At 71.8% G+C, this 12,778-nt stretch carries 13 protein-coding genes; all 13 read left to right on the top strand.

All coding sequences use genetic code 11. The annotated features are described in order from the left end of the window. Nucleotides 1-66: 66 nt before the first annotated feature. The gene (locus ABT023_RS16340; RefSeq protein ID WP_350886110.1) at nt 67-2,931 is read left to right on the top strand and encodes a hypothetical protein; all 2,865 of its coding nucleotides are present in this window, start codon (nt 67-69) and stop codon (nt 2,929-2,931) included. Nucleotides 2,932-3,082: 151 nt separating this feature from the next. Continuing rightward, nucleotides 3,083-3,388, top strand: a complete 306-nt coding sequence (locus ABT023_RS16335; protein ID WP_350886108.1) for a hypothetical protein — start codon at nt 3,083-3,085, stop codon at nt 3,386-3,388. A 32-nt stretch (nt 3,389-3,420) separates the two neighbouring features. After that, a complete protein-coding gene (locus ABT023_RS16330; RefSeq protein ID WP_350886106.1) occupies nt 3,421-3,888 on the top strand; it encodes a RuvC family protein in 468 nt (155 codons plus the stop codon). 39 nt (nt 3,889-3,927) lie between these two features. Next, complete coding sequence (locus ABT023_RS16325) at nt 3,928-4,194, top strand: hypothetical protein (protein ID WP_350886104.1); 267 nt, start codon at nt 3,928-3,930, stop codon at nt 4,192-4,194. A gap of 15 nt (nt 4,195-4,209) precedes the next feature. Further along, nucleotides 4,210-5,100 carry a hypothetical protein gene (locus tag ABT023_RS16320; RefSeq protein WP_350886102.1) on the top strand — a complete coding sequence of 297 codons (891 nt, stop codon included), beginning with the start codon at nt 4,210-4,212 and terminating at the stop codon, nt 5,098-5,100. Between the two features lie 183 nt (nt 5,101-5,283). Beyond that, nucleotides 5,284-6,366 carry a DNA cytosine methyltransferase gene (locus ABT023_RS16315; RefSeq protein WP_350886100.1) on the top strand — a complete coding sequence of 361 codons (1,083 nt, stop codon included), beginning with the start codon at nt 5,284-5,286 and terminating at the stop codon, nt 6,364-6,366. 99 nt (nt 6,367-6,465) lie between these two features. Then, on the top strand, nt 6,466-6,591 hold the full coding sequence (locus ABT023_RS16310; protein WP_350886098.1) for a hypothetical protein: 126 nt from the start codon (nt 6,466-6,468) through the stop codon (nt 6,589-6,591). Next, nucleotides 6,588-6,782: a hypothetical protein gene (locus ABT023_RS16305; RefSeq protein ID WP_350886096.1), complete on the top strand. Its 195-nt coding sequence runs from the start codon at nt 6,588-6,590 to the stop codon at nt 6,780-6,782. Before ABT023_RS16310 ends, ABT023_RS16305 begins: the two co-directional genes overlap by 4 nt. A 114-nt stretch (nt 6,783-6,896) precedes the next feature. After that, nucleotides 6,897-7,094, top strand: coding sequence for a hypothetical protein (locus tag ABT023_RS16300; RefSeq protein WP_350886094.1), 198 nt, complete (start codon nt 6,897-6,899; stop codon nt 7,092-7,094). A gap of 47 nt (nt 7,095-7,141) precedes the next feature. After that, entirely contained in the window at nt 7,142-7,402 is a 261-nt protein-coding gene (locus ABT023_RS16295; RefSeq protein WP_350886092.1) for a hypothetical protein, read from the top strand. Between the two features lie 116 nt (nt 7,403-7,518). Continuing rightward, nucleotides 7,519-7,926 carry a terminase small subunit gene (locus ABT023_RS16290; protein ID WP_350886090.1) on the top strand — a complete coding sequence of 136 codons (408 nt, stop codon included), beginning with the start codon at nt 7,519-7,521 and terminating at the stop codon, nt 7,924-7,926. 31 nt (nt 7,927-7,957) lie between these two features. Further along, the gene (locus ABT023_RS16285) at nt 7,958-9,478 is read left to right on the top strand and encodes a terminase large subunit domain-containing protein (protein ID WP_350886088.1); all 1,521 of its coding nucleotides are present in this window, start codon (nt 7,958-7,960) and stop codon (nt 9,476-9,478) included. A gap of 72 nt (nt 9,479-9,550) precedes the next feature. After that, entirely contained in the window at nt 9,551-12,739 is a 3,189-nt protein-coding gene (locus tag ABT023_RS16280) for a phage portal protein (RefSeq protein ID WP_350886086.1), read from the top strand. Nucleotides 12,740-12,778 lie beyond the last annotated feature (39 nt).

Raw genomic sequence — 12,778 nt, 5'->3', positions numbered from 1 at the left:
CCCGTCGGCCCCGCCCATGCACGCCCGGCGGGCGGGGCCGACCCCCGCCCAGCACACGAACACCCCATGACGATCGTGGAGACGCTCTTGACCACCATCGCGCCACCCGGATACCAGCCCGCCGCCGTGCGTTCCTGGCTGGCCATCCTCCACGGGGACTCCCCGGGGCACCTCCACGTCTGCTCCACCGACGACTGGTCGGGCCGCACCTTCCCCGTCGGTCAGCTCGACCAGGCCGTCGACTACATCGGCCACCTCGACCGGGCCGGCCGCGAAGGTATCTACGTCCGCGTCACCAGCCTCACTGAGCCGCTGGCACCCGGGAAGCGCGGCTCGGCCGCCGACTCGGCCGCCCTGCCCGCCCTCTGGGCCGACCTCGACATCGCCGGCCCCGGCCACGCCCACGACCTGTGCCCCGCCGACTGCACCAAGCAGCACACCCACATCTGCCGGCCGGAGTGCACCCGCGGACACCACCACATCACCCGGGAACTGCCGCCCGACGAGGCCGCCGTCCGCCAGGTCGTCGCCGCCACCGGCCTGCCCGCCCCCACGCTGTGGATCCACTCCGGCGGGGGCATGTACCCGATCTGGCTGCTCGACCAGCCGTACCTCGTCACCGGCGACAACCTCGACCAGGCCCGCCGGCTCGCCAAGGACTGGCAGGCCGTCATCGAGCACGCCACCACGAGCCTCGGCTGGTACTACGGGCGCGGCGTCGGCGACCTCGCCCGCGTGCTCCGCGTCCCCGGCACCATCAACCGCAAGGAGGGCCTGCACCGGCCCTGCCGCATCGTCGACGCCGGCCCCCGCCGGTACCGGTTCGGCGAGCTGGTCGACGCCCTCGACGCCGCCGTGCAGCGCATCGCCCCGCCGCAGGCCGCGAATAATATTCCTACCCCGTCCTCACCTGGGCTTACGCCCGTGGACCGGCCCGCCGGCTACGTCAGCCCCGGCGACGACTACGCCCAGCGCACCGGGTGGGCCGACATCCTGGAGCCGGCCGGCTGGAGTGAGCACTACCGCCAGGACGACGTCACCTACTGGACCCGGCCGGGCAAGCGCACCGGCACCTCGGCGTCGACCAACGCGCTCGGCACCGACCGGCTGTACGTCTTCACCACCAGCGCACTTCCGCTGGAGGGCGGCGAGTCGTACTCGAAGCTGGGCGCGTACGCGGCGCTGCGCCACGGCGGTGACCACCACGCTGCCGCCCGCGCCCTGGCCGACGCCGGCTACGGCACCCCGCTGCCCGACCCGGGCGCCGAACACCGGGCCGCCCTCGCCGAGATCCTCGGAACCACCGCCGAGCAGGTTGCCGCCGCCGCCCCGCCCCCGCCGCTGCGGATCTGGACGCCCGAGGTTGAGGTGACGAACACGGCGGTCGCCGCCGACTGGATCCGCGAAGAAGCCGGCCGCGGCAAGCTCGCCGGCTTGTTCCGCCGCGACGGCCTCGTCGTCCACACCCCCCGCGAAGGCGAGGAGGGCTACCAGCCGCTCAGCCAGGAAGACGACGACAACGACGGGCCCGCGCAGATCCGCCCCGTCACCGACTCCACCCTCGCTTCCCGCATCACCTACACCTACGGCGTGTTCCGCCTGGTGAAGAAGGGCGAGGACTGGGAGCCGCAGCCCGCCCTGTTCCCCCGGTCGGCGGCGCGCACCGCCCTCGACGTGCCCGACATGCTGCCCAACCTGCGGACCCTGCGCGGTGTCATCCACTCGCCGGTGTTCCGGCCCGACGGCACCATCCTCGCCACCCCCGGATACGACCCGGACACCCGACTGCTGTACCTGCCCGAGCCTGGCCTCATCGTGCCCGAGGTGCCCGAGAAGCCCACCGCTGCCGACCTCGCCGCCGCGGTCGCGCTGCTCATCGAGATGATCGCCGGGTTCCCGTTCATCTCGGACCACTACCGGGCCAACTACCTCGGCATGCTGATCACCCCGCTGCTGCGGGCCCTGTTCCGGCCGCCGTACAAGCTCCACGCCATCGAGGCCCGGCAGCCCGGCTCCGGCAAGACCCTGCTCGCCAACCTGGCCCGGTTCATCCACGGCGGGGTGTTCCGTGCCGAGGCGCCCGACGACGATGCCGAGCTGCGCAAGCAGGTCACCTCGATCCTCACCATCACCACCGGCCCCGTCGTCGTCCTCGACAACGTCTCCGGTGCCCTCAAATCGTCCACCATGGCCGGCCTGCTCACCACCGAGCAGTGGGACGACCGGCCGCTCGGCTCAACCGCCTGGACGCGGGCCACCAACGACCGGATCTGGACCGTCACCGGCAACAACATCGCCATCGGCGGCGACATGCCCCGCCGCACCATCCGCACCGTCATCGACCCCGGCCGCCCGAACCCCGAACTTCGCACCGGATTCGCCATCGCCGACCTGGCGAGCTGGACGAAGGAAAGGCGCGGGGAACTGCTCCACGCGCTACTCGTCATCGTCCGCTCATGGGTTGTCGCCGGCCGCCCGCTGCCGGCGGAAAAGGCGTCCGACGGATACGCCCGGTGGGTGCGCGCCGTCGAGGGAATCCTTGGCCACGCCGGAATTGCCGGCGGATTCGATCACCCGTCCACTCGCGTGGATACCGGCACCGACGACGACGAGTGGTCCGAATTCCTGCACGCCGTGAACGGGCTCTTCCGCGACCGGATATGGACCGCGAAGGAACTGCTCGGAATGGTCGACATGGGCGGCCTCACCCAGTCGGGGATGCTGCCGCTCGACGCGCTGCCGGCCGACCTGGCGGAGAAGGCGGCCCGCAACGCGAAGGGTCCAACGGGTATCGCCAAGTCCCTCGGGTGGTGGCTGCGCAACCGGGACGGCCGCTGGGCCCGCGGGCTGACCGTCCGGTGTGTCGGCGAGACCGCGAACGGTACCAAGCAGTGGCAGATGCGGACATCTGAGGCGGAGGACGCCTCATGATCCGCGAGGTTTCTCGGTTTCTCAGGTTTTTTCCAGCCCTACGCGCGCGCGCAAATTACGAAGCGAACACGGAGCGTAGTGAAGCCGTGGGGGGAGCACCCCAGGGTGGCCGGGAAAAACCGCAGAAACCGAGAAACCTGCGCGGCGACCCATGACCCACTTCATCTCCACCCCCGCCGCCCTGGCCACCTGCCCCCGCTGCCGACTCCCGATCATCACCGCCCACGACGAAGGCATCCGAGTCCGCGTCGACCTCGTACCCCTGCCCGACCAGGCCGCCGAAATCGCCGCACTCCTGCAAGGACGCACCACCTACACCCGACTCAGAAACGGCCACCTCGTCACCCGAGACGCCCCCCGAATCGCCGCCCGCACCCTCACCGGACCAACCCACGCCGACCACCGATGCACCGGCCCGAAACAGCTCACCATCGACGACCTGATCGGAGCGCAATGACCACCCCCCGCGTAATCGGACTCGACCTCTCAATGACCGCCACCGGAATTGCGTGGTGCGACGGCACCACCTACACCGTCACCACCAAGGCCACCGGCGACGCCCGCCTCCTCGCCATCGTCGGCGAAGCCGCCCGCGCCGTCGACGGCCGCGACATCGACCTGGTCGTCATCGAAGACCTGCCCACCCACGCCAAGGCCGCCGGCATCACCGGCATGGTCCACGGCGCCGTCCGCGCCTACCTGCTGCGCCTCGGCACCCCGTACGCCCTCATCACCCCCGCGAGCTTGAAGAAGTACGCCACCGGCCGCGGCAACGCCGGCAAGCCCGAGATGGCCGTCGCCCTCTACAAGCGCCTCGGCCGGGAGCTGGCCGACGACAACCAGGTCGACGCCCTGTGGCTGCGCGCCGCCGGCCTCGACCACCTCGGCCACCCGCCCGCCCCGATGCCCGCCGCCCAGCGGGCCGCCCTCACCGCCGTCACCTGGCCCGCCGCCTGACCCACGCCGTCCGCCACGAGATCGAGGAGACACGCCGCCGTGGCTGAGATCCGCACCGTCCGCACCGCCCGCAAGAGCCACTGCTGCGAAGCCGACACCGGAACCCGCTGCCGCACCGCCATCCGCCCCGGCGAGCGGTACCTCCTCGCCTCCCTCCCACCCAACGGCGAACTAGGCAACACCACCTGGTGGCGGCTGAAGGTCTGCGTCGGCTGCGCCACCCGCCACGGCAAGACGCTCGACGAGCAGGCCACCCGCCGCCGCAGCACCCGACGCACCCAGCCCGCCACCCGCCAGCCCGCCTGACCCGGAAGGACCGCCATGACCGCCAGCCCGTACGCCGACCGCACACCGCTTCGCCCCGCTGACCTCCGCACCGCGGTGACCGCCGGCATCTTCGCCCCGGAGCCGACCGCCGCCGACCGCATCGAGATGGAGCGCGACGACCTCCGCATCCAGCTCCGCCGCGCCGACGCCGAGGGCCGCAGCCAGGACCGGGCGCTCCGGGAGCTCACCGCCGAGCGGGACCAAGCCTTCACCGAGTTGGACCACGTGTCGGCCGCCCTGAACCGGGCCGGTGTCAGCGGACCCGGCAGCTTCGGCGACCGCATCGACGCCGCCGCCGAAGCTCTCACCGCCCTCCACGCCCGCCTGGCCGCCATGACCGCCGAGCGCGACCAGGCCCGCCGGGAGCACGGCGAAGCCCGCCGAATCGCCGAGAGCCTCCGCGACGACCTCGCCGCCGCCGACACCGTCATCACCACCGCCCGGACAGTCACCGACTCCACCCGGCTCAGCCGCCGCGCACTCATGGACCTGGCAGACGCCCTCCGCACCTACGACGCCCCGCCCCACGCCACCACGCCGTCCCCCGGTTCCGGCCAGGACCGCGCGCAGGACCAGCCGGACCTCGCCACCCGCTGGATCGACGCCGCCGGCATCCCCGTCATCGGCCGGGACGTCCGCGCCTGGCTCGACCAGCTCGGCGTACCGGTGCCGGTCGGCATCTGGCCGCTGATGGCCGAGATCCGCCGGGCCGTGATCGCCGCCGGGGACGCCGGGTACGACACCGGCCGCCAGGACGAGCCGGCCGCCACCCTGGCGCAGATCCGGCACGACGCCGAGCAGCACCAGGCCGCCGTGCTCGCCGGCACGGCCGCCGACGACATGAGCCCGGACAGCAACCCGGCCAACGTCGCGCGGGAGGGCTGACGTGATCTGCGACGTGTGCGGACACCCCGACCCGTACCGGGGCCAGGGCGACGGCATCGGCTCCTGCGACTGCCCCCGCTGCAAGTGCGGCGAGGCACGCGGGTCGACGTTCTGCACCTGCAACCCGGACGCGGGCTTGGACGACTACAGGCCATGGCCCGACGAGCTGCCCGGAGCGTCCGCGTGATCCTCGACCTGTACGCCGGAGCCGGCGGTTGGGACGAAGCCGCCCGCCAGCTCGGCCTCACCACCGTCGGCCTGGAGATCTGGCACGACGCCTGCGTCACCGCCGTCCGCGCCGGCCACCCCCGCATCCGCTGCGACATCGCCACCTACCCCACCGCCCCGTTTACCGGCCGCGTCACCGGCCTCATCGCCTCCCCGCCCTGCCAGGCCTGGTCCATGGCCGGCAAGCGCACCGGCGAACAGGACAAGCCCCGCGTCCACGCCCTCGTCAACGCCTACGCCGCCGGCAGCAACGAGCCCGGCGACGGATGGGCCGACCCCCGCTCCCACCACGCCGCCCAACCCGTCCGCTGGATCCGCGACCTCCGCCCCGACTGGGTGTGCCTGGAGCAGGTACCGCCCGTGCTCGACCTGTGGCGCCACATCGGCGACGTGCTCCGCGGCTGGGGCTACTCGGTGTGGGTGGGTGTGCTCAACGCTGCCGACTACGGGGTGCCGCAGACCCGGCAGCGCGCCATCCTCATCGCCTCCCGGGTCCGGCCCGCCGCCATGCCGCCGTCCACACACGAGCAACGCCCACCCGACAACGCGCTGTTCGGCGCCCGCCGCCCGTGGGTGTCCATGGCCGAGGCGCTTGGCTGGGACACCGACACCACGGCGGTCAGCAACTACGGCACCAGCGGCGACCCGGCCAACCGCGGCATCCGCACCTCCGGCCAGCCGGCGGCCACGATTACCAGCAAGGCCGGACGGACCAAGCTCGTCAACGGCGCCCAAGACAACGCCACCGTGCGAGGGCTCGACGAGCCCGCCGGAACCATCTACTGCTCCCGGCCCGGCAACCTGCGCTGGGCGATCGGCCGCGCCGACCTGTGCCAGTGGACCAACGGCGACGACACCCGCCGAGTGGCCGTCACCGAGGCCGCGATCCTCCAGTCCTTCCCCGCCGACTACCCGTGGCACGGCACCAAGACCAACCAGTTCCTCCAGGTCGGCAACGCCGTCCCGCCGGGCCTGGCCGCCGCCGTCATCGCCCAGGCCGCCGGCCTGCCCGCCACCCACCACACCCTCGCCGCCTGAGGAGCACTGTGACCCCGCACCACCTCCACGCCCTGGCCGCCGCCTGGTCCCTCCAGGCGGCCTGAGGAGCCTCGTGACCCCGCACCGCCGCGCCAGCCCATGACCGACCCGATCGTGCGGGCGGCGGTGATCCGGTACGCAGTGCCGCTGGTCATCCGCCGCCTTCGCACCCGCCCACTACGAGCAGCCCTGCTCGCCAACCTGATCAGGAGACGCAACCGATGACCCAGCCCTGGTACACCGTCACCGTCGTCAAGCACGACGTTCACCCCAGCCAGCGCCAGGACAGCGACCCCGCCCCCGTCGAGGTGGTGGCCTGCACCGTGGAGCCCGAGCTGGCCGGCACCATCCTGCGTGCCACCGCCGACCAGATCGCCCCGCGCAAGCCGGCCACCCGCACCAGGGTGGAGCTCTGACCGGTGGGCAACTGGCAGGGAGGCAGCACCAGGGCGTGGCGTCGCATCCGCGCCCTGGTGCTGCTCCGCGACGGGTGCCGCTGCCGTGCACACGCCGACGGATGGTGCGACCGCGTGCCCGGCCAGCACAGCTGCACCGGCGTCGCCGATCTCACCGGACCCGCTGCTGGCCACGCCCACCACACCCTCGGCCGCGGTGTCACCGGCGACGACCCGCGCTACATCGTCGCCGCGTGTGGCAGCTGCAACCTCCACATCGGCGACCCGACCAAGACACCCGACCCGCAAGGCAGGAGCGTGACCCGATGGTGACTAGCCCGCAGCCTCAGATGTACGTGGTTGACCTGAGCACAGGCCAGATGACAGGCGGACCCGAGCCCGGCACCGTGCAGCACTGCAACAGCGCCACCGGCTACGAGATGATCGTGCACCCGTACGCACCCGACGAATGCGACCACTGCGCGGAGATCGCACAGATCAAGGTCGTGACCTACCAGGCGCCGCTCGCCACCGGCAGGTGCCAGCACTGCGGCCAGCGAGTGCTGTTCAACCTCGCGATCGGCCACGTTCAGCACGAGACACCCAACGAGGCGTGCAGCAATCCGTGGCCCGCGTCATGATGTCCGTTTTTTCCCAACCAGGGGGCCCGGACACCCCGATGTACGTGTCCGTTCTCTCTCCCTGGGGTGGTGCGGGGTGAGCGCGATGAGCGTCTGTAGTTGATAGGGAGCTGAGAGTGACGACGGTTCGGGGTCCGATGACGAGGGCGGTGGCTGCGGCGCTGCGGGCAGCCGAGCTGCGACCGGAGGATGGTGCCGCGAAGGCATTGGCCCAGCGGTACGCCGCGCTGATCGACGAGGCGGTGCCGCTGGCGAAGTACGACAAGCCGTTGCGGGCGCTGCGCCAGGCGGTGCGGGAGTCCAGCGATCCGAACGCCGAGGAGCACCTGGCGAAGATCGAAACGGCGCTGTCGGCGCATTCAGTGGCGTCGGACCTGGGGCCGAAGCTGCTGTCGGTGTTGACCGCGCTCGGCATGCCGGCGGCGGGTCGTGGTGCGAAGGGAGGTACTGGTGGCGGCACTGTTAGCCCCGTCGCGTCCAAGCTCGACGAGCTCCGAGAGCGACGTCGACAGCGTCAGGGGTAGCACGATCCCGAGGCTGTTCACCCCGCCGTTGGTGACCGGCCCGCCGGGTCCCTGCGGGTGTGGGTGTGCCCTGACTCCGGAGACGTCGTACGGCTTCGACGTCGATGAGTTCGCCGAGGTGGTGCTGCGGCACCCGCTGGATCCGTGGCAACGGTGGGCGGCGATTCACGCCGGCGAGCTGCTGCCGGACGGGTCGCCGCGGTTCAGCATCGTGCTGATCCTGGTGGCCCGGCAGAACGGGAAGACCGAGCTGCTGGTGGTGCTCGCCTTGTACTGGCTGTACGTGGCGCGGATCGCCATGGTGCTCGGCACCAGCACGAAGCTCGACTACGCGAAGGAGTCGTGGAAGAAGGCGGTCAAACTGGCCCGCTCCATCGCAGAGCTGGCTGGCGAGATCCCGAAGCGTAGCGGGGTGCGGAAGACCAACGGGGAGCAGGAGTTGGTGGTGGTGCCGTCGGATGCCGTCACCCCGGACGACGCGGACGACCCGGATGCCTGCCGGTACAAGATCGCGGCGGCGAACGAGGAAGGCGGTAGGTCTCTGTCCGTCGGCCGGTTCATCGCCGACGAGTTGCGCCAGCATCACGACTACTCGGCCTGGGATGCGGCTGAGCCGGCGACCTCGGCGGTGGACGGGTCGCAGGTCTTCGCCCTGTCGAACGCGGGCAGCGATAAGAGCGTGGTGCTCAACGACTTGCGTGAGACGGCGCTGGCGGCCATCGAGAGCGGCGAGGCCGGCGACCTGATGCTGGCGGAGTGGTCGGCGCCGGAGGAGTCCGATCCGCTTGACCTGGCGGCGCTCGCCCAGGCGAACCCGAACCTCGGGGTCCGCAAGAACACGCGGAAGCTGCTGGCGACCGCGCGACGGGCTGTGGCCCGGGGCGGTGCGGCGCTCACCGGCTTCAAGACCGAGCACATGTGTATCCGGGTCAAGGTGTTGAACCCGGCGATCGACCCCGGGGCGTGGAAGCGGTGCGAAGACGTCGGCGGGCTGGACGAGGTCCGGGCCCGGGTGGCGATGTGCCTCGACGTGGCTCCGGACCAGCAGCACGCGACGCTGTACGCGGCGGCGGTGCTCGACGACGACCGGGTGAGGGTCGACTTCGTGAAGGACTGGTCTGGGCCGGGCTGCACCGGTGCGGTGCGGCGGGAACTGCCGGGGCTGATCAAGCGGTTGCGGCCGAAGGCCTTCGGCTGGTTGCCGGCGGGCCCGTCGGCGGCGTTGGCCGCTGACTTGGCGGATCGGCGGGCGACGACCGGCCGGAAAGACTGGCCGCCGCAGGGCGTGAAGGTGGAGGAGATCCGGGGCGAGCTGGCGGCGGTCTGCATGGGCCTCGACAAGGAGGTCGCCGCGAAGACCCTGGCGCACTCGGCTGACCCGCTGCTGGACGAGCAGGTCGGGGCGGCCGAGCGGCTGAAGCGGGGCGACATGTGGGTCTTCAGCCGGCGGGGCGAGGGGCACGTCGACGCGGTGTACGCGGCGGCGGGCGCGGTGCACCTGGCCCGGACGTTGCCCCGGGGGGTGGGCAAGCCGCGGCTGATCGTGCCGTAACGACGGCCGTTCCGTTTGGCCTGGTGGCTGGTAATGAAAATCGCTCCCATATGCAATGATACGCATGTGAGCATGCGGGGGTGGTGGTCGGCGTTGCGGGATTTGGTGGCTATCCCGTCGGTGCCGGCCACCATGCTGTCCGCCGACACCGGCCCGGATGCGGACGAGGTTGCCCGCCCGCTCGATCAGGTCATCGAGACGATGATGCGGCGGAACCCGGGCCGGGTAACCCGCGACGAGGCCCTGTCGGTCTCGGCGGTGCTGCGGGGGCGGAACCTCATCGCCTCGATCGCCACCCTGCCCCTGGTGCAGTACCGGCCGGACTGGCGGCCGGAGCGGTCGCCGCTGTTGGAGCAAATCGACCCCGACGTGGCGAACGTCGTGACGATCGCGCAGACCGTCGAGGACCTGCTCTTCGAGGGCATCTCCTGGTGGCTCGTCGTGAAGCAGGACGGCCAGGGCTACCCGACGTCCGCCCGGCACTTGTCGACCACGTCGGTGTCGCTGCGCCCTCCGGCCGAGCCCCGGCCTGCTCCGCTGCCCTCCGGCGAGGAGCCCCGGGGCGCGGTGGTGTATGTCGACGGCAGGGAGGTCCCGGCGTCGAAGATCATCCGCTTCGACTCGCCGAACCCCGGCCTGCTGAAGGCTGCTTCACGGCCGATCCGGCGGGCGATCCTGCTCGACAGGGCTGCGGCGATGTACGCCGAGGACCCTCGGCCGTCGGACTACTTCACGCCGAACGAGATGGCGGACCCGGTCGACGACGACGAGGTCGAGGCGATCCTGCGGAAGTGGGTCGACGCCCGGCGGCGGCGAGCGACCGGCTACGTGCCGGCGGCGCTGAAGTACAACACCGTCGACACACCGTCGCCGGCTGACCTGCAACTGGAGGAGCTCCAGCGGCGGGCAAGCCTGGAGCTCGCCAACGCCCTGGGTCTCGACCCCGAAGACCTCGGAATCAGCACCACCAGCCGCACCTACCAGAACGCGACCGACCGGCGGCAGGACCGGGTCAACGACGTGCTGTCGCCCTACATGCGGGCGATCACCGACCGGCTGTCGATGGGCGACGTAACCCGGCGGGGGCACCTGGTTCGGTTCGACCTGGACGACTACATGCGGGCGGACCCGCGTACCCGCTGGGACGTGTACGAGAAGCAGCAGCAGATGGGGGCCACCACCGTGGAGGAGATCCGGGACGCCGAACGGAAGCCGCCCCTGCCGGCCGCCATCACACCGGCCCCGGCTCCGGCGGGCGCCAAGCAGTCGCAGGGCCCCGCGCTGTCGCTCGACGAACTGCTCGCCCAGGTGCTGGAGTCCGGGGCCCCGACCCGGTCCACCTTCGCCGCCGCGACCACCGAGGGGGCCGGTGCAGGCGCGGCGATGGTCTTCGGAGGGCTCGACTTCGCTGACGGGGTCGAGCCGGCGAAGGTCGATGTCGAGTCGCGCACCATCACCGGCCTGGCCGTGCCGTACAACAAGATCGCCCGCAAGTACGGGCTGGCCTTCCGGTTCCTGCCCGGCAGCCTCCAGTACGCCGACGTCGGCCGGATCAAGCACCTGAAGGACCACTACGTCCCGGTCGGGGTGACTGCCTCGGTCGAGGAGACCCGGCGGGGCCCGGTGGTGAAGCTGCGGGTGCTCGACGGCCCCGAGGGATCCCCGGCGAAGGTGGAGCGGGACCAGCTGCTCTACGACGCCAAGGAAGGCCTGTACGACGGCCTTAGCGTCGGCGTGGACTTCAGCCTCGACGCGAAGTCCGGGGACGTCGAGTGGAACGAGAAAGACCAGGTCTACGACGTGAAGCGCGCCACCTGGCGCGAGACCTCGTCGACCCCGCTGCCCGCGTTTGATGACGCCCGCGTGACGAAGGTTCGCGCGGCGCGAGAGGGAGGAATCACCATGCCGTGCAACCGCTGCGGGCAGGTCCACGCGGAGGGCGTGGCGTGCACCGCCCCCACCCCGCCCCCGGCGGCCACCCCGGTCACCGGCGCCGAATTGAGCACCACTACCCCGGCCGCGACCCCGCCCGCCGGGCAGCCGCAGCCGGCAGGCCTTACCTTCACCGCCGAGCAGGTCACCGCGCTGCTGTCCCACCCCGGCGGCCTGGCCGCGCTGCTCGGCCAGCACGCCGCCCCGGCACCGGCGCAGCCGCCCGCCGCCGTCGCCGAGGGGCCGGCCGAGCAGCGGCCGACCGTCGACCCGACCCGGCTCACCGCCTCGACCGAGGTGCATGAGTCCGCGCCGTACCGGTTCGACACCCGAGGCAACATCCAGCGGGGTTCGCACGACTTCTCCAGCGACCTGATCGCGGGGCTGCGCGACGGGGACCAGGCCGCGTACGACCGGGCGCTGGCGGCCGTGCGGGAGCGGTTCGACATCGGCCGGCTCGGCCAGTTCGACACCGACCGGGCCGACACTGCCGGCCTCAACCCGACCCGCCAGCGGCCGGACCTGTACGTCGACCAGCGGTCGTACCACTACCCGATCTGGGAGGCCATCAACAAGGGCACCCTGACCGACATCACGCCGTTCGTCTTCCCGAAGTTCAACTCCGCGTCGGGCTTGGTCGCCAACCACACGGAGGGCGTCGAGCCGACCCCGGGAACATTCACCGTGACCACGCAGACGGTGACCCCCACCGCGATCTCCGGCAAGGCCGAGATCACCCGGGAGGTGTGGGACCAGGGCGGCAACCCGCAGGTCAGCGGACTCATCTGGAGGCAGATGGAGAAGGGCTGGTACGAAGCCCTGGAAGCGGCGGCCGTGGCGGCGCTGGACGCGGTCAGCCCGACCGGGATCAGCCTGACCGCCGGGGTGAAGGACGGCGTCCTCGACGGCGAGATCACCAGCGCCCTGGCCCTGCTTCAGTTCGTCCGGGGCGGGTTCACCATGGACAACCTCTTCACCCAGGTCGACCTGTACAAGGCGCTGGTGGCGGCCGTCGACGACGCGGGCCGGCGGCTGTACCCGGCAATCGGCCCGTCCAACTCCACCGGTCAGGCGCGGGCCCGGTGGGCGGCGCTCGACCTGAACGGCATCACGGCCTTCCCGGCGTGGGCCCTCGCGGCCTCGGGCGCCGTGGTCGCGTCGAGCTACCTGTTCGACAGCGAGAGCGTCCACGGCTGGGCCAGCGCGCCGAACCGGCTCAGCTTCGAGTACCAGGTCAAGAGCATCGACGTGGCGATCTGGGGCTACAGGGCGACCGCCGTGTCCGACCTCGCGGGCGTCCGCGAGATCACCTACGACCCGGTCGCCTGATCCGGCCGGCACCGATCGAGACGAGGACCAGGAGGCGCA

This window comes from Micromonospora sp. NPDC002296, from assembly GCF_040296145.1.
GTDB lineage: Bacteria > Actinomycetota > Actinomycetes > Mycobacteriales > Micromonosporaceae > Micromonospora.
Note: the sequence above shows the minus strand (reverse complement) of the source record. Positions and strands in the feature narration are given on the sequence as shown.